The sequence below is a fragment of the Streptomyces sp. NPDC047079 genome (genome assembly GCF_040643755.1).
Lineage (GTDB): Bacteria > Actinomycetota > Actinomycetes > Streptomycetales > Streptomycetaceae > Streptomyces.
The window spans coordinates 172104-191588 of sequence record NZ_JBEYUZ010000007.1 but is presented as its reverse complement, the minus strand read 5'-3'; the positions used below and the strand labels follow the sequence as shown (position 1 = coordinate 191588).

The following is a 19485-nucleotide window of genomic DNA, read 5'->3' as shown; positions in this document are numbered from 1 at the left end:
TGAGGCCGGCCCGGGTCAGCCGCGCCGTCGGCGCGCCAGGCCCACCGCCGATCCGCCCGCCACGATCAGCACGACCGCCCCGCCCACGACGTACGGCGTCAGTGCGCTCCCTCCGGTCTCCGCGAGGCCGGCCTTCTTCGCGGGCGCTCCCTGCGGCCTGAGGTCCTCGGCGGGGCGCGTGCCTGGGGCGGTGGAGGCCGCCGGTGCCTCGCAGGAGACACCGCCCAGCGTCAGCGCCCCCTGCACCTCCGCCACGTTCAGCTTCAGCGGATTCACGGAGACCGTCAGCCGCAGTGCGGAGGCCGCCGCCGTCCGCGAGGTCGTCCGGGTCGGGGACACCTCCAGCCGCACCTCCCCGACCCCCGGCACCTTCACCTGCGAGGGGCCGCCCGCAGTGACCCTCACCTTCCTGCCGAGGACCGTCACCGTACCCAGCAGGTTCGCCGTGGCGACCGGCTTCTTCCCGGCCTCGCACACGGCCTTGGAGGTGACGCCGTCGACCTCGATAAGGGACAGCAGGGGCAGCCCGGGCACATGGACCCGGGCGTGCGCGAGGCGGGTGGAGGCCTCCGCTCTGGTCGCGGACACCGTAGCCCTCGCCGTGGCGGCGTCCGCGGCGAGCACGGTGAACGGCCGCCCGCCGTCGACGCCGTCGAGGCGGGCGGACAGCGCGGTCCGGTCCGCGCTGTGCGGTGCCTCGACGGCGTTGAGGGACACGGTGAGCGGGACGTTCACGGTCTTGTCGAGCAGGGACACATCGAGTCCGGTGCGCAGCACGACGGCGCTCGCGCGCCCCTGGTTCTCGGTGGCGCCGGCGGAACCGGCGCCCGCGAGCACCGCGGGACCTGCGGCCAGGGCGGTGGCCACCGCGACAGTGGCCAGACGACGTGCGGGCATACGGAAAGTGGTGCCGTTCACGGGTTGGACCCCCAGAGAAGACAGGCTTGGGACCCGGAAAGAATCGCCGCCCCGGGAACGCACCGTCAGCGATACGGCACGGCTTCACCCCATCGGGGATCTTTCGCCCGTCTTTTCGAAACCCGCGGCACGTCTGTTCCCGTTCGCCTCCGGGACATCCCCCACACCGGGGGCGCGAGCGGGGCGCGGTCGTCGCACCTACCCCACGATCCGCCCGTTCAGCACCACCCGCCGCGGCGCCGCCAGCACCCGGACGTCCGCGCGTGGATCCGTCTCGTACACCACGAGGTCCGCGGGCGCACCCTCCTGCAGGCCGGGCCGCCCGAGCCACTGCCGGGCGCCCCACGTGGTCGCGGACAGGGCCCGGACCGGCGGGATGCCCGCGGTGACCAGCTCGGCCACCTCGCCCGCCACCAGCCCGTGCGCCAGGGAACCGCCCGCGTCGGTGCCGACGTACACCGGGATTCCGGCGTCGTACGCGGCGCGCACGGTGTCGTACCGCCGCTCGTGCAGCCGTCGCATGTGCGCCGACCACCGCGGGTACTTCGACTCCCCGCCGCGTGCGAGCGTGGGGAAGGTCGCGATGTTCACGAGGGTCGGGACGATCGCCACGCCCCGCTCCGCGAACAGCGGGATCGTCTCCTGCGTGAGGCCCGTCGCGTGCTCGATGCAGTCGATGCCCGCCTCGACGAGGTCGCGCAGCGAGTCCTCGGCGAAACAGTGCGCGGTGACCCGCGCCCCCAGCCGGTGGGCCTCCGCGATCGCCGCCTGGACCGCCTCGCGCGGCCAGCAGGCGGACAGGTCCCCGGCCTCCCGGTCGATCCAGTCGCCGACGAGCTTGACCCAGCCGTCGCCGCGCCGGGCCTCCTGGGCGACGTACGCGACCAGATCCTCGGGTTCGATCTCCCAGGCGTAGTTGCGGATGTAGCGGCGGGTGCGCGCGATGTGCCGGCCGGCCCGGATGATCCTGGGCAGGTCGTCGCGGTCGTCGATCCAGCGGGTGTCGGAGGGGGAGCCCGCGTCCCGGATCAGCAGGGTGCCGGCGTCCCGGTCGGTCAGCGCCTGTTTCTCGGCGACGTCCTCGGAGACCGGTCCGTGGGTGTCGAGGCCGACATGACAGTGCGCGTCGACGAGGCCGGGCAGGGCCCAGCCCTCGACGGTACGGACGTCCCGGGCCCCGGCCGGCCGGTCGTAGGAGATCCGGCCGTCGACCACCCACAGCCCGTCCCGGACCTCCTCCGGTCCGACGAGCACCCGTCCCTTCACGTGCAGCACCGCGTGATCGCTCATGTACCGCACCCTAGTCCGCCGGCTACTCGCTCTTGCCCGCCCGGTCGGATACCTCCTCCACCTCGGCCATCGCGGGGTCGAGGAGCCGGGAGAGGAAGTGCCGGGTGCGCTCGTGGCGGGGATTGCCGATGACCTGGCCGGGGGTGCCGTCCTCGACGACCACGCCGCCGTCCATGAAGACGACCCGGTCGGCGACCTCCCGCGCGAAGCTCATCTCGTGGGTGACGACCATCATCGTCATGCCCTCGTCGGCGAGCATCCGCATCACGGCGAGGACGTCGCCCACCAGCTCGGGGTCGAGCGCGGAGGTCGGCTCGTCGAAGAGCATCACCTCGGGGCCCATGGCGAGCGCGCGGGCGATCGCCACGCGCTGCTGCTGGCCGCCGGAGAGGGAGGAGGGGTAGGCGTCCGCCTTCTCGGCCAGGCCCACGCGCCGCAGGTTCTCGGCGGCGGTCCGGGCGGCCTGTGCCTTGTCCCGCTTGAGGACACGGCGCTGCGGCAGGGTGAGGTTCTCGGTCACCGTGAGGTGCGGGAAGAGGTTGAACTGCTGGAAGACCATGCCGATACGGCGGCGTGCGGCGTCGATGTCCACGTCGGGGTCGGTCAGCTCGGTGCCGCCGACGAAGACCTGCCCCCCGGTGGGCTCCTCCAGGAGGTTCACACAGCGCAGCAGGGTGGACTTGCCGGAGCCCGACGGGCCGATGACACAGACCACCTCGCCCTGGCCGATCTCCAGGTCGATGCCCCGCAGCACCTCGTTGTCGCCGAAGGACTTGTGCAGGTCCTGGATCCGGATCTCTGGGGTACGGCTCACTTGACGGCCTCCTGGGCCTTGGCCTCCATACGGCGCACGACGAAGCCGAGCGGGATCGTGACCAGCAGGTAGCACAGGCCGGCGACCAGGATCGGCGTGGAGTTCGCGGTCTGGCTGGCCAGGTCGCGACCGAACTTGGACAGTTCGCGCTCCTCCAGGGTGACGCCGAGGAACAGCACCAGCGAGGAGTCCTTGAAGAGCAGGACCAGCTCGTTGGTGAGCGGCGGGAGGATGATCCGGAACGCCTGCGGAACGATGATCGAGACCATGGCCCGGGCGGGCGAGAAGCCCAGCGAACGGGCCGCCTCCATCTGGCCCTTGGGCACGGCCTGGATGCCCGCGCGGATGGTCTCCGCCATGTACGCGGCCGACACCAGGCCGAGCGCGAGGGCCACCTTGCCGTAGGTGCCGCCGACGATCTCCGTCCCGGGGAAGGCCAGCGGTACGGCGACCCCGACGAAGATGAAGATCAGCAGGGCGGGCAGGCCGCGGAAGATCTCGATGTAGATGCCGGCGACCCAGCGGTAGGGGCCCACGGACGACAGCCGCATCAGCGCGACGACCATGCCGAGAACCAGGCCGACGACAAAGCCGGACAGGGTGTACAGCACGGTGTTCTTGAGCGCCAGGGTGATGACGTCCGGGAACATCTGCCGGGCGATGTCCGTCTGCGCGAACTGGTTGCCCAGGCGCCCCCAGTCCGCCGAGACCGCCAGGGCGATCACGGCGGCCACGAAGACGGTGTACTGGGCGCCGCGCGAGAGCCGGCGCCGGCGGCGCCGGGTCAGGCCCTTCCTGCGCGGTGCGACGGCGGGACCGGCCACGTCCGTGGGGTCGCTCATGAGGCCGAGGGCGAGGCGACGGAGGCGTCGTACGGGCCGATCCACTGCTCGTACAGCTTCTTGTACGTGCCGTCGGCCTTGGCGTCCGCGATCGCCTTGTTGACGGCGGCGAGGAGCTTGGTGTTGCCCTTCTTCACCGTGAAGCCGTACTGCTCGCCGGTGCTGAGGTTGTCGACCACCTTGAAGGCGTTCGCGTTGGCCTTGTCCTTGAGCCAGCCCTGGACGACCGGGAAGTCGATGATGACCGCCTGCACCTGGCCGGTGCGCAGGCCGTTGAGGACGGCGTCGGAGGACTCGAAGGAGATCGGGTCGAAGCCCTGCTTCTTGGCGTAGTCCTCGCCGGTGGTCTGGGCCTGGGCGCCGAGCTTCTTGCCCTTGGCCTTCAGACCGGCCAGCGAGTCGACGCCGCTCTTCTTGTCGACCAGGACGGCCTGGGTGGCGTCGAAGTACGGGTCGGAGAAGTCGACGTTCTTCTTGCGCTCGGGGGTGATGGTCATGCCGGCCGCGGCCAGGTCGCACTCGCCGGAGTTGAGGAACGCCCCGGTCTTGAAGTTCTCGAAGGGGGTGTCGAGGATCTGCTGCTTCACCCCGAGGTCCTTGGCGACCAGGTCGACCAGCGAGACGTCGAAGCCCTGCACCTTGCCGTGGATCTCCGACTGGAAGGGCGGATAGGGCAGGTGCGTGCAGGTGGTGAGCTGGCCCGCCTTGACGAGGTCGACCCCGCCGGCTGCCGTCTTGCCGGCGCTGCCGCCGCTGCCGCTCGAGGTGCAGCCGGCCACGAACACGGCACCGGCCGTCGCGGTGATGGCGGCCAGGGTGCGGGCCCGGCGCCCGAGGAGCGTCTTCACGGGGGACCTCTCTGTGGGGGTGGGGAGATGTGCGGGATCCGATTATAAGGAGAAGTTTGAGTCCCTCAAATTAATCCGATGGCTCGACGGCCATCCAACCTAAGAACCAAGCGGTCGAAAGGGTGAAACACCCGGCGGTTACCCTCGACTTCGTCGATCCCGTGACCGAAGAGAGCACCGCCGTGACGCACCCCTTCCTCGACCTCCCCCCGCTGAGTGCCGCCCGCTTCGCCTCGATCGAGGACCGCGTGGCACGGCTGCTGTCCACCGAGCAGGACGTTGTGATCATGCAGGGTGAGGCACTGCTGCCGCTGGAGGGCGCGATCCGCGGGTGCGCCGGGCCCGGCACGACGGCACTGAACGTGATCACCGGACCCTATGGGCAGACCTTCGGCAACTGGCTGCGGGAGTGCGGGGCGAGCGTGTACGACCTGGCCGTGCCGTTCCACACGGCGGTCACGGCGGCGCAGATCCGCGAGGCCCTCGCCGAGCACCCGGAGATCGACTTCGTGTCGCTGGTGCACGCCGAGGCGGCGACCGGCAACACCAACCCGGTCCCGGAGATCGGCGCGGTGGTGCGGGAGCACGGCGCGCTGTTCTATCTGGACGCCGTCGCGTCCATCGGCGCGGAACCGGTGCTGCCGGACGCATGGGGCGTGGACCTGTGCGTGATCGGGGCGCAGAAGGCCCTGGGCGGGCCGGCGGGTGTGTCGGCGGTGTCGGTGAGCGAGCGGGCGTGGGCGCGGATGGCGGCGAACCCGAGGGCGCCACGCCGCTCCTATCTGTCGCTCCTCGACTGGAAGGAGCGCTGGATCGACGGCGGCCGCACGGCCCTGCTGCACGCACCGGCCCAGCTGGAGATGCTGGCCCTGGAGGCGTGCGTGCAGCGGATCGAGGCTGAGCGCCTGGACGCCGTGACGGCCCGGCACCGGTCCGCCGCCGCGGCGACGCGGGCGGGGGCGCTGGCCCTGGGCGGCGGCCTGGAGCCGTATGTGCACAAGGCCGCGGAGGCGGCTCCGGTCGCCACGACCCTGCGGACCCCGTCGGGTGTCAACGCGGCGGAGCTGGTCGCCGCGGCGCTGAAGACGGGTACCGCCCTGCCGCTGGCCGCGGGCGGGGGTGCGCTGGCGCGGGAGATGGTCCGGGTCAACCACTACGGCCCCGACGCCACGCTCGAGGTCGTGCAGGCGAGCCTGACGGCACTCGGGACCGCGCTGCGCGAGTGCGGGGCCCAGGTGGACCCGGCGGCGGCCCGGCAGGCGGCCGCCGCGGCGTGGCCGCGGGGCTGACGGCACGCCGTGACGGGCCGTGGGCCCCGCCTCCCGGCGCGGCCCTCGGGTGCGCCACGATGCGGCACGCCGTGATCACCCCCGCCCACATTGAATACCGGCATTGCATCCGGAACTTTTACACGGCATTATCGAATTAACTCAAGGATAGAATCCCACATTCTTCTGCCCGATCTTCCGCAGGCTAAACGCAAAGATTCTGCGAACGTCGGGCGGTGTAATTCGAGCAGATCTCGTGTGGATCACGAGGGTGTGACCGACTCCACACTCTGCCCTTTTTGCCCGGTATTTTCCGGGCATTTTCGGCGTTACCGCACCCGATGTCGCGTGCACGCTCGCGCCCGCGCGATAACACACGCATCGTCCACCCGTAACCCCGCACGGCGATGCAATTTTCAATTCTGCTGGGTAAGTTCCAACGACATGACCGCCGCACAAGCAGACCTGCAAGCGGAATTCCTGGAAATGCCGGAAGGGCTGCGGATCGACCGTCCGGAGGTGGCGGACGGGGCCGCGCTCTGGCGCATCGCCAAGGACTCCGGAAAGCTCGACCTGAACTCCTCCTACAGCTATCTGCTGTGGTGCCGTGACTTCGCCGGCACCTCGGCCGTGGCACGCAGCGGACCCGACGGTCGGCCCGTCGGTTTCGTCACCGCCTATCTCCGGCCCGACCGCCCGCGCACTCTCCTGGTGTGGCAGGTGGCCGTGGACGCCGACCAGCGCGGGCGCGGTCTCGCGGCGCGGCTGCTCGACGGACTGACGGCACGGGTCGCGGACGAGCACGGGGTCACCGCGATCGAGACGACCATCACCCCGGGCAACACCGCCTCCGAGCGCCTGTTCATGTCGTACGCCCGGCGCCACGGCGCGGCCGTCGAGAGGGAGATCCTCTTCGAGACGGGCCAGTTCCCCGACGGACCGCACGACCCCGAGGTCCTCTACCGCATCGGCCCTCTTTCCGTCTGACTCCCCCACGACATCCCCCTCCCCCCACGAGGCCCTTCCGCCCCGCCTGTACTCCCCGGACCCACTCCCCACACGCACGAGGAGCGATTTCGCCGTGACCATCACCCAGCCGGACCTCAGCGTCTTCGAGACCCTGGAGTCGGAGGTGCGCAGCTACTGCCGCGGCTGGCCCACCGTCTTCGACCGCGCCCAGGGCAGCCGCATGTACGACGAGGACGGCCACGAGTACCTGGACTTCTTCGCCGGCGCGGGTTCCCTCAACTACGGCCACAACAACCCCGTGCTGAAACGGGCGTTGATCGACTATCTGGAGCGGGACGGCGTCACCCACGGCCTCGACATGTCGACCGGCGCCAAACGGTCGTTCCTCCAGACGTTCCAGGATCTGGTGCTGCGGCCCCGCGACCTGCCGTACAAGGTCATGTTCCCGGGGCCGACGGGCACCAACGCCGTCGAGTCCGCCCTCAAGCTGGCCCGCAAGGTGAAGGGGCGCGAGGCCATCGTGTCCTTCACCAACGCCTTCCACGGGATGTCCCTGGGCTCGCTCGCCGTCACCGGCAACGCCTTCAAGCGCGCCGGGGCCGGGATCCCGCTCGTGCACGGGACGCCCATGCCGTTCGACCACTACCTGGACGGCCGGGTCCCCGACTTCCTGTGGTTCGAGCGGCTGCTCGAGGACCAGGGGTCGGGGCTCAACCAGCCCGCCGCCGTGATCGTGGAGACCGTGCAGGGTGAGGGCGGCATCAACGTCGCCCGCGCCGAGTGGCTGCGGGGACTCGCCGACCTGTGCGCGCGCCGTGACATGCTGCTGATCGTCGACGACATCCAGATGGGCTGCGGCCGTACCGGCGCCTTCTTCTCCTTCGAGGAGGCCGGGATCGTGCCGGACATCGTCACCGTGTCCAAGTCCATCAGCGGCTACGGGCTGCCGATGTCGCTGTGCCTGCTCAAGCCCGAACTGGACGTCTGGGAGCCGGGCGAGCACAACGGCACGTTCCGCGGGAACAACCCCGCGTTCGTCACGGCCACCGCCGCTCTGGAGACGTACTGGGCCGACGGGTCCGCCATGGAGAAGCAGACCCGGGCCCGCGGCGAGCAGGTCGAGCAGGGACTGATCTCCATCACCGAGGAGAACCTCGCCGACGTCAAGGAATACCGCGGGCGCGGACTGGTGTGGGGCCTGGAGTTCCACGACAAGGAGCGTGCCGGGCGGGTCGCCCGCCGCGCCTTCGATCTCGGGCTCCTCGTGGAGACCTCGGGCCCCGAGAGTGAGGTCGTCAAGCTGCTGCCCGCCCTCACCGTCACTCCGGACGAACTGGACGAGGGCCTGCGCACCCTCGCCCGAGCCGTCCGGGAAACCGTCTGACAAGGAGGAGGAACACCACCGTGATCGTTCGCTCGTTCAAGGACATCGAAGGCACCGACCGGCACGTGAAGGCGGCGTCCGGGACCTGGGAGAGCAAACGGATCGTCCTCGCCAAGGAGCGGGTCGGCTTCTCGCTCCACGAGACGGTCCTGTACGCCGGGACCGAGACGTCGATGTGGTACGCCAACCACATCGAGGCCGTCGTCTGTGTCGAGGGTGAGGCCGAGCTCACCGACCAGGAGACCGGGAAGACGTACTCGATCACCCCCGGCACCATGTACCTCCTCGACGGGCACGAGCGGCACACGCTGCGCGTCAAGGAGGACTTCCGCTGCATCTGCGTGTTCAATCCGCCGGTGACCGGACGGGAGGACCACGACGAGAACGGCGTCTACCCGCTGCTGACCGAGGAGGTGTGAAGTGACCGTGACGACCACCGTCACCGACCTGTACCCCAGCCGCGGCACCACCGAGGTGTCCGTCCCCCGTCAGGACCCGGTCGTCTGGGGCTCCCCCGACACGCCCGGACCGATCGCGACCGCCGATCTCCAGGCGTACGAGCGTGACGGCTTCCTCGCCGTCGACCAGCTGATCACCCCTGACGAGGTAGAGGTCTACCGCCGTGAGCTGGACCGGCTCGTCGCCGACCCGGCGATCCGCGCCGACGAACGGTCGATCGTGGAGCCGAAGTCGAAGGAGATCCGGTCCGTCTTCGAGGTCCACAAGATCAGTGAGGTGTTCGCGAGGCTGGTCCGCGACGAGCGCGTCGTCGGCCGGGCGCGGCAGATCCTCGGCTCGGACGTGTATGTGCACCAGTCGCGGATCAACGTCAAGCCGGGCTTCGGGGCCAGCGGCTTCTACTGGCACTCCGACTTCGAGACCTGGCACGCCGAGGACGGCCTGCCGAACATGCGGACGGTGTCCGTCTCGATCGCGCTGACCGAGAATCACGACACCAACGGCGGGCTCATGATCATGCCGGGTTCGCACAGGACGTTCCTGGGGTGCGCCGGGGCCACGCCGAAGGACAACTACAAGAAGTCGCTCCAGATGCAGGACGCGGGCACGCCGTCCGACGAGGCGCTGACCGAGATGGCGAGCCTGTACGGCGTCAAGCTGTTCACGGGGAAGGCCGGTTCGGCGACCTGGTTCGACTGCAACTGCATGCACGGCTCGGGGGACAACATCACCCCGTTCCCGCGGAGCAACGTCTTCATCGTGTTCAACAGCGTGGAGAACGCGGCGGTGGAGCCGTTCGCGGCACCGGTGCGGCGGCCGGAGTTCATCGGGGCGAGGGACTTCACGCCGGTGCGCTGAGCCGGCGTGACCCCGTAGGACCGCGGGCCGGGGCCTTCTCGTGTGGGACGAAAGGCCCCGGCCCGTTCGTCATCCGGCCAGCGCCTCCAGCAGCCGGTCCACGTCCTCGGGCGTGTTGTACAGGTGGAAGGCGGCCCGCAGATTGCCCGCGCGGTCGGAGACCTCGATGCCCGACCCGCTCAACTCGCCCTGCCGTGGGCCGAGTCCGGGCACGGAGACGATCGGGGAGTCCGGCGCCGGGAGAGGCTCGTGGCCCAGCGATCGCAGTCCGGCGCGGAACCGCCCGGCGAGAGCCAGGTCATGGGCCCGTACGGTGTCCACGCCGAGTTCCTCGAGGAGTTCGAGGGAACAGCGGGCGCCGGCGTAGGAGAAGAGGGCGGGGCTCTCGTCGAAACGCCGGGCCGAGTGGGCGAGTTCCTCGACCGGGCCGTAGCAGCTGTCCCAGGGCCGCTCTCCGGCGACCCAGCCGGCGAACACCGGGCTGAGTCCGCCGAGGTCCTCCGGGACGGTCAGGAAGGCCACGCCCCGCGGGCACAGCAGCCACTTGAAGGCGACGGCGGCGACGTAGTCGTACGCGTCCGCGTCGAGGTCCAGCCAGCCGGCGGCCTGCGACGCGTCGATGTACGTACGCGCTCCGTGCTCGTGCGCCGCGGCGCGGATCGCGGGCAGGTCGGCGATCCGGCCGTCCGCCGACTGCGCCGCGCTGACGGCGACCAGCGCCGTTCCGGGCCGCACCGCCTCGGCGACCTGCTCCAGAGGGACGCTGCGCACCTTCAGATCGCGACGGACGTGGAAGGGGTTCACCACGGAGCTGAAGTCGCCCTCGGCGGTGACCACCTCGGCCCCCTCGGGCAGCGAGGCGGCGATCAGCCCGGTGTAGACGGCGACCGAGGCCCCTGCCGCCACCCGGGGGACGGGGATCCCGGCGAGCCGGGCGAAGGAGGCCCGGGCGGCCTCGACGTCCGCGAACATGTCGGTCGGCTGCCCGGCGGCCGCCGACTCCAGGGCGGTCCGCATGGCCTGCACGGTGCGGGCCGGCAGCAGCCCGGTGCTCGCGGTGTTCAGATAGGTGTTCTTCGGGGCGAACTCGGCACGGACGAGGGTCTCGAAGGTCTCCATGGGACCACTGTGCGGCCCCATGAGGTCACAGTCCATTGCGGATTCTTGCGCGGTACCGCTAAGGAACCCTTATACAACCGCGGTGACCTGCGTCTTTGCTCAGTTCTGCGGAACCGCGCAGCCGTCCGGTCCGCAGGCCTCCGCTCCGCCGTCGTCGACCAGCCGCAGCGGGGAGCGCTCGCCCCACGCCTGCGTCAGCGCCTGGGTGAAGACCTCGGCGGGCTGGGCACCGGAGACGCCGTACGTGCGGTCCAGGACGAAGAACGGCACGCCGTTCGCGCCCAGCTCGGCGGCCTCGCGCTCGTCGGCGCGCACGGCGTCGGCGTACGCGGTGGGGTCGGCGAGCACCTCACGGGCTTCCTCGGCGTCGAGTCCGGCCTCCACGGCCAGCTCCACCAGCCGCTCGTCGCCCTCCGAGAAGACGGAACGCTCCTCGGCGAAGTTCGCCCGGTAGAGGATCTGGATCAGCTCGTCCTGCCTGCCCCGCTCCTTGGCGAGGTGCAGCAGGCGGTGCATGTCGAAGGTGTTGCCGTGGTCGCGGCCGGTGGTGCGGTAGTCCAGGCCCTCGGCGGCGGCCTGCGCCCCCAGGTTGTTCTCGCCGGCCTGCGCCTGCGCCTCGCTCATCCCGTACTTCTTGGACAGCATCGTCAGAACCGGCTGGACGTCGCCCTTGGCGCGGTGCGGGTCCAGCTCGAAGGAGCGGTGCACCACCTCGACCTCGTCCCGGTGCGGGAAGGCCCCGAGCGCCTTCTCGAAGCGGGCCTTGCCGACGTAGCACCAGGGGCAGGCGATGTCGCTCCAGATCTCGACGCGCATGTGTTCGGCTTCTCTCCAGTCCGTACGGGCGCGGAGCCTCCCTCCGCGCCGTACGTGAACATTCAAGCGGCCGGTTTCATTCCCCGGGGGCCGGCCGCTCGATGCCGACTGCTTTCCGGTTCCACTCCCGCCCGGGCGACGTCCCTGTCAGCTGCCGTCGCGCAGCTCGGCGGGCCAGCTCGGCCTGAACTCGATGTGGTCGTACGTGACCACGCACCCCTCCCCCAGCGGCGACTGCGTCATGAAGCCCACCAGGGCCGCATCCGTCTCCTTCTCGTCGGCCAGGGTGAACAGACGGACGAACGTCCACAGCTTCCCGTCCCGGGACGCGTGGAAGGCGAACGCCCGGCCGGTTCGGCTGACCCGAAGCCAGACCGAACTGCCGTCCACCGTGAAGGAGTTCGCGTCGTCGGAGTGGCCCCGGGTGACCACGGTGCAGACGGTCGGCACGTCCGGCGAGTACTCAAGGCACAGCTTCGCCCAGGACCGCTCCCCCACGTGCACATACAGCACACCCGCGTCGAAGGACGCCCCGAAGCCGACCGTGACCCGGGCGACGAGCTGGAAGTCGCCTTCGGGCGCGCCGAGGAGCCGGGGCGCGTCGGAGGCCGGGTCCAGCCCCTCACCGGTGGGCGGCACGAAACGGTCCTGCCGGGCGCCCGCCCAGCCGGTGAGCACCCCGTCCTCGTAGGACCAGTGGCCGTCGGGCCCGTACGTGCGGAGCGGGAAAGGGAGTTCGGGAAGTTCGAGGTCCATGCGGTCAGTCTCCCAGGCCCGGCCCCGCCGGAGGGGCGCCTCAGCGTTCCAGGCGCCCGTTGAACCGTCGCGGCAGCCCCAGCGGGTTGTCGTCCCGCAGCTCAGGCGGAAGCAGGGCTTCGGGGGCGCCCTGGTAGACGACGGGCCGCATCCACCGCTCGATGGCCGTGCCGCCGACCGATGTGGAGGTGGAGGTCGTCGCCGGGTAGGGACCGCCGTGGTGCTGGGCGGGTGCCACCGCCACCCCCGTGGGCCAGCCGTTCACGAGGACGCGGCCCGCGAGCGGGGTCAGCTCCGCGAGGATCTCCGCGCCGCGGCCCTCGCCGGCGGCCTCCTCGGTGGACAGGTGCACGGTGGCCGTGAGGTTGCCGGGAAGCCGGGACAGCACGGCGTTCGCCTGGGTCTCGTCCTCGTACCGGGCCACCACCGTGACCGGACCGAAGCACTCCTCGAGCAGCAGGTCGTACGCACCCTCGGCGGTCAGCTTCCCGGCCGGGACGGTCAGGAAGCCCGGGCTCACCGTGTGCTCGCCGTCCGCGCCCGGCGTCACCGGGGACTCCACGTCCGGGAGTACGGCACGCTCGGCGACCCCGGCGAGGAAGTTGTCGCGCATGCGGTGGTCCAGCAGGACCCCTCCCTCGACGTCGCCGACGGCGTCCGTCAGGGACTTCACGAGCCGGTCGCCCGCCGCGCCCGCGGGGGCGAGGACCAGGCCGGGCTTCACACAGAACTGCCCGACGCCGAGCGTCATGGAGCCCGCGAGCCCCGTCCCGATCGCCTCGGCGCGCTCGGCGGCCGCCGCCTCGGTGACCACGACCGGGTTGAGCGAGCCCAGCTCGCCGTGGAAGGGGATCGGCACGGGGCGCACGGCCGCCGCGTCGAAGAGCGCACGGCCGCCGCGTACGGAACCGGTGAACCCGGCCGCCGCGACCAGCGGGTGCCTGACCAGCTCGACGCCCGCCTCGAAGCCGTGGACGAGCCCGATGACGCCCTCGGGGATGCCGTGTTCGTCGGCGGCCTCGCGCAGCGTCCTCGCGACCTGCTCGGACAGGGCGGGGTGGTCCGGGTGGGCCTTGACGACCACCGGGCAGCCGGCCGCCAGCGCGCTCGCGGTGTCCCCGCCGGCGACCGAGAAGGCGAAGGGGAAGTTGGAGGCGGAGTAGACGGCGACGACGCCGAGGGGGACCTTGTAGCGGCGCAGGTCGGGGATCGGCGGGGTCGCCGTGTCGTCGGGGTGGTTGATGATCACGTCGAGGAAGCCGCCCTCGTCGACGATGTCCGCGAAGGCCCGCAACTGGTAGCAGGTACGGGCGAGTTCGCCGGTGAGGCGGACCGGGCCCAGCGCGGTCTCGGCGTCGGCGGTCTCGACGAGCCGGTCCCCCGCGGCCTGGAGCCGGTCGGCGGCGGTGCGCAGGAAGGCGGAGCGGACCGTGCGGTCCGCGAGGGCTCCCCGTGCGGCGTGGGCCGCCCGGACGGTGGCGTCCACCGCCTGGGCCGAGGCCTCCACCGCAACCTGTTCACGCTGCTTCCCGGTACGGGGGTCGACACTCCAGACTGGTGCTGCTGCTGCCACCGCGGGTCCCTCCAGACGTCGTACCGCGTTCGTCCGTCACTCATCAGCGGCGTTCGATATACTGAACGCCGTCTCTGATGATGAATAGCTGCGCGGAGACTATATCTCCGGCTTCCCGTCGAACGAAGGGGTCAAGGCGATGTCGGCAGGCGAGACAGGCGGCGGGGCACAGGTCAAGTCCGCGGTGCGGACGGTGGAGTTGCTCGAATACTTCGCCGGCCGCCCCGGTATGCACTCCCTGGCCGCGGTGCAGGAGGCGGTGGGCTACCCGAAGTCCAGCCTGTACATGCTGCTGCGCACGCTCGTGGAGCTGGGCTGGGTGGAGACGGACGCGACCGGCACACGCTACGGCATCGGGGTGCGTGCGCTGCTGGTCGGCACGTCCTACATCGACGGCGACGAGGTGGTGGCGGCGGCCCGCCCCACCCTGGACCGGCTGTCGGACGACACGACGGAGACGATCCACCTGGCGCGGCTGGACGGCACGAACGTGGTGTACCTCGCGACCCGCCAGTCACAGCACTATCTGCGGCCGTTCACCCGGGTCGGCCGCCGGCTGCCCGCCCACTCGACCTCCCTGGGCAAGGCGCTGCTGAGCACCTACACCGACGAGCAGGTCCGCAAGATGCTCCCCGAGACGCTCCCCGCCCTGACCGAACACACCATCACGGACCGGGAGAAGCTCATCGAGGAGCTGCACCAGGTCCGCGAGCAGGGCTTCGCCGTCGACCGCGAGGAGAACACGCTCGGGCTGCGCTGCTTCGGAGTCGCCATCCCCTACCGCACCCCGGCCCGCGACGCGATCAGCTGCTCCGTCCCGGTGGCACGGCTGACGCCGGCCCACGAACAGATGATCAAGGACGCGCTGTTCGACGCCCGGGATCGGCTGACGCTGGCGACGCGGAGGCTGTGACGTGGAGATCGCGCTGCGCGAGGTCCAGGACAGCGACCTGCCCGTCTTCCACCGCCAGATGAACGACCCCGTGGCGCTCCGGATGGCCGCGTTCGTCCCCGAGGACCTGGCCGACCGGGCGGGTTTCGACGCCCGCTGGGCACGGCTGCGGGGCTCCCCGGACGTCGACGTGCGGACGGTACTGGCGGACGGCGATGTCGTGGGTCACGCGGCGGTGTACGGCGAGCCGGGCGAACGCGAGGTGACGTATTGGATCGACCGTGCCCACTGGGGCCGGGGCATCGCCACCGCGGCCCTGCGGATGCTGCTTGAGCAGGTCCCGGAGCGCCCGCTGTACGCCCGGGCGGCCGCCGACAACGCGGCCTCCGGCCGGGTCCTTCGCAAGTGCGGCTTCGAGGAGACGGCCCGTGCCAGGGGATACGCCCACGCCCGCGGCGGGGAGATCGAGGAGGTCGTCCTCGTCCTGAAGGGCTGAGTGGCGGCCCGCCGCCGCCCAGGGGCGCGGGCGGGCCCGTTCATGAAGGCCCGATGAGAAAACGGGGCGGAAGGGAACGATCGACGCGTTCCCGTTCGTCTTCCGACCGGGATGAACAAGACGATCAGACGCGCATCGGTCTTCGTGCTGCTCCTCGTGTTCGCTCTGCTGGTCAGGGCGACCTGGGTGCAGTTCTACGACGGCAAGGCGCTAGCGGACGACAAGGACAACCGGCGGAAGGCGATCGCCACGTATGCGGCGCCGCTCGGGAACATCATCGTGGCCGGCCGGTCGATCACCGGCTCGGCGCGGACGAACGGCAGCGACCTCGCGTACAAACGCACGTACACGGACGGCAAGCTGTACGCGGCGGTGACGGGCTACGCCTCGCAGAGTTACGCGCCGACCCAGCTGGAGGGCATCTACCAGGACCTGCTCAACGGCACGGACACCGGCCTGAAGACCGCCATGGACACGGTCACCGGCAAGCGGGCCGACCCGGGCAACGTGGTGACGACCATCGACCCGGACGTCCAGAAGGCGGCCTACCAGGCACTGGGGGACAAGAAGGGCGCGGCCGTCGCGATCGATCCCAGCACCGGCCGGATCCTCGCGGTCGTGTCGACCCCGTCCTACGACCCGTCGTCGCTGACCCACGCCGACACCGCCGGGGCGGCCTGGAAGCGGCTCAACGCCGACCCGGACAAACCGCTCACGAACCGTGCGCTGCGCCAGCCGCTCCCGCCGGGCTCGACGTTCAAGCTGGTCGTCGCGGCGGCCGCGCTGGAGGACGGGCTGTACTCCTCGGTGGACCAGAGGACGGACAGCCCGGACCCCTACACACTGCCGGGCACGACCCGCGGCCTGTCCAACGAGAACCCGAACGCCCCCTGCAAGAACGCCTCGATCCGCGTGGCCCTGCGCTACTCCTGCAACAACGTCTTCGGCAAGATGGCCGTCGACCTCGGCCAGGACAAGGTCAGGGCGATGGCCGAGAAGTTCGGCTTCGACGACGACCGGCAGGAGGTGCCGGTGCGCGCGTACCCGAGTGTGTACCCGAAGGGCATGGACCAGGCGCAGACGGCCCTGTCGGGCATCGGGCAGTTCGACGTCACGGCCACCCCGCTTCAGATGGCCATGGTGTCGGCGGCGCTGGCCGACGACGGGAAGCTGGTGTCGCCGCACATGGTCGCGCAGATCACCGACAGCGGCGGCGATGTGCTGAAGAACTACGACGACAGCGCGGGGACCCGGCGGATCGTCAGCTCGTCGACCGCCGAGCAGTTGCAGTCCGCGATGCGGACGGTGGTCGAGCAGGGCACCGGCACGAACGCGCGGATCCCCGGCGCGACGGTGGGCGGAAAGACGGGTACGGCCCAGCACGGCGAGAACAACAGCAAGACGCCGTACGCCTGGTTCACGTCGTACGCGAAGTCCGACACCGGTGGCAAGGCGGTCGCCGTCGCGGTGATGGTCGAGCAGTCGGACGCGGCACGGTCGGAGGTCAGCGGCAACGGACTGGCGGCGCCGGTCGCCAGGGCCATGATGCGGGCGGCGTTGCAGCGATAGGCCCGGTGGGGGCGGCCCCGGAGGGCGGGCTCGTCCCCTCCGGGGCCCCGGCTCACTTGACGCCGAGGATCTGCTCCACCGGATCGATCGCGAAGTAGACGAGGAACAGCGCCGACACGCTCCACAGCAGCCAGTTGACCTCCTTGGCCTTGCCGAGGACCGCCTTGATGAGGACGTACGACAGGAACCCGGCGCCGATGCCGTCGGTGATCGAGTACGTGAACGGCATGGCGGCGATGGTCAGGAAGGCCGGGATGGCGATCTCGTACCGGTCCCAGTCGATGTGCTTGACGTGCGTCATCATCAGGAAACCCACGGCGATCAGGGCGGGTGCCGCCGCCTGGAGCGGCACGATCGTCAGCAGCGGGGTGAGGAAGAGCGCGAGGCCGAAGAGGCCGCCGGTGACCAGGTTGGCGAAGCCTGTTCGGGCACCCTCGCCGACGCCGGCCGCGGACTCGATGTAGGCGGTGTTGGACGAGCCGGAGGCGACACCGCCGGCCACCGCGGCGGCGCCGTCGATGAACAGCACCCGGCCGATGCCCGGCACCTTGCCGTTCTCGTCGAGCAGCCCCGCCTCGGCACTGATGCCGACGATGGTGCCCATCGCGTCGAAGAAGTCCGACAGGATCAGCGTGAAGACCAGCAGGACGACGGTGAGCGCGCCGGCCTTCCCGAAGGCGCCGAACAGACTGAAGTGACCGACCAGTCCGAAGTCGGGGGTGGCCACGATCGTGTCGGGCACCTTCGGAGTGGTCAGGCCCCAGCTCTTGACATCGGCCACGGAGTCGATGGCGATGGCGACGACCGTCATGGTCACGATGCTGATCAGGATCGCGCCTTTGACCCTGCGCGCGAGCAGGGCGATCGTCAGCAGCACACCGAGGCAGAACACCAGCACGGGCCAGCCGGTCAGCCGTCCGACGGCCCCCAGCTGCACCGGCACCGTGCTGTGGGCGGCGTCCGGGATGCGGCTGACGAACCCGGCGTCGACGAAGCCGATGAACGCGATGAAGAGGCCGATGCCGACGCCGATGGCCTGCTTGAGCTGCTGGGGAATCGCGTTCATGATCGCTTCCCGGAGTCCGGTGACGACCAGCACACAGATCACCACACCCTCGATGACGACCAGACCCATGGCGTCGGCCCAGCTCATCAGCGGGGCGAGCTGGAAGGCGACGACGGCGTTGAGGCCGAGGCCCGCGGCGATGGCGAGCGGCAGATTGCCTCCGACGCCCATGACCACGGTCATCACACACGCGACCAGGGCGGTCGCGGTGACCAGCTGGCCCGCGTCCAGGTGATGGCCGAACTTGTCCTTTCCGCTGCCCAGGATGATCGGATTCAGGACAAGGATGTAGGCCATGGTGAAGAACGTGGCGAAGCCGCCGCGTATCTCCCGGCCGAGGGTGGAGCCCCTCTGCGAGATCTTGAAGAACCGGTCGACACCGTTCACCTCGAGCGGTGCGGTGTTCGGCCGTTCGGCCACCTGCTGTCTGTCGGGCATGGCGACACTCCTCGTTGCCTGGTAACCGATGCGGGATGCTGGCTGGATTGTTCCCTCGGCGCATCCGTTTCAGGTTTTCTCCGTGTTACGGAATCAGGGAGCGGTCGACGGCGACATCGGGGAACACCGTCCGCGGGGGCAACCCCGGCCGCGTCCCCACCGTCCTACTGGGCGAGGCTGCCGGCCTGAGCCCCCCTCGGCCGGTCAGAAGGAACGCCCCCGCCGGTGACGACCGGCGGGGGCGTTCGCCCGGGTGAGCCCTAGCTCACGAAGTACGTCGGGTTCGGCAGCTTGTACGCCTTGTCGGCGTAGCCCCCGTCGAGGTCCGAGTACTGGTCGCCGAAGTTGGCGATGATGTCGTACCCGAGGTCCTCGATGTGCTTGCGCGTGCCGGACTTGTACTGGACGGTCGTGCAGTTCCAGGTGCCCGGGGTGGCGCAGTCCTTGAGGTAGGACGGCGGATTGGCCGCGTCCTTGAGGAACATGTGGCCGGCGTCGAGGTTGATGTCGGCGCCGGTCTTCTTCAGGTTCTCGACGGCGGCGGAGCGCTGCGACTCCTTGAGGCCGGAGTTGTAGAAGACCTCCACGCCCCTGGACTCGGCGTACCGGACGAGCGCCGGGGTGCCGGGGACGGCCGGGCGGTCGGCCCGGGCCACGTAGTCGCCCCACGTGGTCGAGTTGTACGTGTAGTTGGTCTTCTTCTCGTAGTCGAGGCTGAGCAGCAGCGTGTCGTCGATGTCGAAGACGACCGCGGGCTTCTCGCCGTGGTGGTGTGCCTTGCGGGCCGCCTTGTCGATGTAGCGCTCGGCGGCCGACTCGATGTGCGCCAGGTCCTTGGCGTACGGGCTGTCCGGGGACGCCTGGTAGACGCCGTTGCTGTCGAGCGTGGCGCCGTAGTAGGTGTCGATGTCCTTGACCAGGAGCCCGATGTTGTAGGGCTCGTGGGTGGAGTTCGCCGTCGACTGACCGGCTGTGGCCGCGCCGGCGCCGTACAGGGCCCCGCCGGCGACGGCACAGGCGGCGACGAGGGCCGCGATGCGAAGTGGCTTATGCATGACAGGTTTTCTACGCGCGTCACCCCTCCGAGCGCGAGGTCCGTTGCCCGATCGA

Annotated in this window: 19 protein-coding genes; 8 read left to right on the top strand and 11 right to left on the bottom strand. The window is 70.4% G+C overall.

The annotated features are described in order from the left end of the window. Positions 1–15 precede the first annotated feature (15 nt). From ABZ823_RS13055 to ABZ823_RS13035, 5 genes are all read right to left on the bottom strand, one after another. Positions 16–918 (bottom strand): SCO1860 family LAETG-anchored protein, encoded by a 903-nt coding sequence (locus ABZ823_RS13055; protein ID WP_361657991.1) that lies wholly within the window; start codon positions 916–918, stop codon positions 16–18. A 198-nt stretch (positions 919–1116) separates the two neighbouring features. Then, positions 1117–2208 (bottom strand): amidohydrolase family protein, encoded by a 1092-nt coding sequence (locus ABZ823_RS13050; protein WP_361657988.1) that lies wholly within the window; start codon positions 2206–2208, stop codon positions 1117–1119. Between the two features lie 22 nt (positions 2209–2230). Beyond that, positions 2231–3022, bottom strand: a complete 792-nt coding sequence (locus ABZ823_RS13045) for an amino acid ABC transporter ATP-binding protein (protein WP_361657985.1) — start codon at positions 3020–3022, stop codon at positions 2231–2233. Beyond that, positions 3019–3864, bottom strand: a complete 846-nt coding sequence (locus ABZ823_RS13040) for an amino acid ABC transporter permease (protein WP_361657982.1) — start codon at positions 3862–3864, stop codon at positions 3019–3021. Before ABZ823_RS13040 ends, ABZ823_RS13045 begins: the two co-directional genes overlap by 4 nt. Beyond that, positions 3861–4712, bottom strand: coding sequence for a transporter substrate-binding domain-containing protein (locus tag ABZ823_RS13035; RefSeq protein ID WP_361657979.1), 852 nt, complete (start codon positions 4710–4712; stop codon positions 3861–3863). Before ABZ823_RS13035 ends, ABZ823_RS13040 begins: the two co-directional genes overlap by 4 nt. Before the next feature lie 161 nt (positions 4713–4873). Here ABZ823_RS13035 and ABZ823_RS13030 point away from each other — a divergent pair, with 161 nt between their 5' ends. The 5 genes from ABZ823_RS13030 to thpD all read left to right on the top strand — a co-directional run bounded on the left by ABZ823_RS13030 (position 4874) and on the right by thpD (position 9650). After that, the gene (locus ABZ823_RS13030) at positions 4874–6001 is read left to right on the top strand and encodes an aminotransferase class V-fold PLP-dependent enzyme (protein ID WP_361657976.1); all 1128 of its coding nucleotides are present in this window, start codon (positions 4874–4876) and stop codon (positions 5999–6001) included. A gap of 423 nt (positions 6002–6424) precedes the next feature. Beyond that, complete coding sequence (gene ectA, locus ABZ823_RS13025; protein WP_361657973.1) at positions 6425–6967, top strand: diaminobutyrate acetyltransferase; 543 nt, start codon at positions 6425–6427, stop codon at positions 6965–6967. Between the two features lie 94 nt (positions 6968–7061). Next, positions 7062–8333 (top strand): diaminobutyrate--2-oxoglutarate transaminase, encoded by a 1272-nt coding sequence (ectB, locus tag ABZ823_RS13020; protein ID WP_361657970.1) that lies wholly within the window; start codon positions 7062–7064, stop codon positions 8331–8333. A 20-nt stretch (positions 8334–8353) separates the two neighbouring features. Then, positions 8354–8752, top strand: a complete 399-nt coding sequence (locus ABZ823_RS13015) for an ectoine synthase (protein WP_361657968.1) — start codon at positions 8354–8356, stop codon at positions 8750–8752. A 1-nt stretch (position 8753) separates the two neighbouring features. Next, positions 8754–9650 (top strand): ectoine hydroxylase, encoded by an 897-nt coding sequence (thpD, locus tag ABZ823_RS13010; protein WP_361657965.1) that lies wholly within the window; start codon positions 8754–8756, stop codon positions 9648–9650. A gap of 69 nt (positions 9651–9719) precedes the next feature. On the opposite strand, the gene ABZ823_RS13005 is transcribed toward thpD, so the two are convergent. The 4 genes from ABZ823_RS13005 to ABZ823_RS12990 form a co-directional block, all read right to left on the bottom strand. Next, positions 9720–10769, bottom strand: coding sequence for an aminotransferase class V-fold PLP-dependent enzyme (locus ABZ823_RS13005; protein WP_361657962.1), 1050 nt, complete (start codon positions 10767–10769; stop codon positions 9720–9722). A gap of 99 nt (positions 10770–10868) precedes the next feature. After that, positions 10869–11585, bottom strand: coding sequence for a DsbA family oxidoreductase (locus tag ABZ823_RS13000; RefSeq protein WP_361657959.1), 717 nt, complete (start codon positions 11583–11585; stop codon positions 10869–10871). Between the two features lie 147 nt (positions 11586–11732). Further along, the gene (locus tag ABZ823_RS12995; RefSeq protein ID WP_361657956.1) at positions 11733–12341 is read right to left on the bottom strand and encodes a DUF1349 domain-containing protein; all 609 of its coding nucleotides are present in this window, start codon (positions 12339–12341) and stop codon (positions 11733–11735) included. 40 nt (positions 12342–12381) lie between these two features. Further along, positions 12382–13914, bottom strand: a complete 1533-nt coding sequence (locus ABZ823_RS12990; protein WP_361657954.1) for an aldehyde dehydrogenase (NADP(+)) — start codon at positions 13912–13914, stop codon at positions 12382–12384. A gap of 139 nt (positions 13915–14053) precedes the next feature. Between ABZ823_RS12990 and ABZ823_RS12985 the strand changes: the two genes are divergently transcribed. The 3 genes from ABZ823_RS12985 to ABZ823_RS12975 all read left to right on the top strand — a co-directional run bounded on the left by ABZ823_RS12985 (position 14054) and on the right by ABZ823_RS12975 (position 16871). Next, positions 14054–14827 carry an IclR family transcriptional regulator gene (locus ABZ823_RS12985; protein ID WP_361657952.1) on the top strand — a complete coding sequence of 258 codons (774 nt, stop codon included), beginning with the start codon at positions 14054–14056 and terminating at the stop codon, positions 14825–14827. Position 14828: 1 nt separating this feature from the next. After that, entirely contained in the window at positions 14829–15302 is a 474-nt protein-coding gene (locus tag ABZ823_RS12980; protein ID WP_361657949.1) for a GNAT family N-acetyltransferase, read from the top strand. A gap of 111 nt (positions 15303–15413) precedes the next feature. Then, entirely contained in the window at positions 15414–16871 is a 1458-nt protein-coding gene (locus ABZ823_RS12975) for a penicillin-binding transpeptidase domain-containing protein (RefSeq protein WP_361657947.1), read from the top strand. A gap of 52 nt (positions 16872–16923) precedes the next feature. On the opposite strand, the gene ABZ823_RS12970 is transcribed toward ABZ823_RS12975, so the two are convergent. After that, positions 16924–18375, bottom strand: coding sequence for an NCS2 family permease (locus tag ABZ823_RS12970; protein ID WP_361657945.1), 1452 nt, complete (start codon positions 18373–18375; stop codon positions 16924–16926). Positions 18376–18635: 260 nt separating this feature from the next. Continuing rightward, positions 18636–19430 carry an HAD family acid phosphatase gene (locus ABZ823_RS12965; protein ID WP_361657943.1) on the bottom strand — a complete coding sequence of 265 codons (795 nt, stop codon included), beginning with the start codon at positions 19428–19430 and terminating at the stop codon, positions 18636–18638. Between the last annotated feature and the right edge of the window lie 55 nt (positions 19431–19485).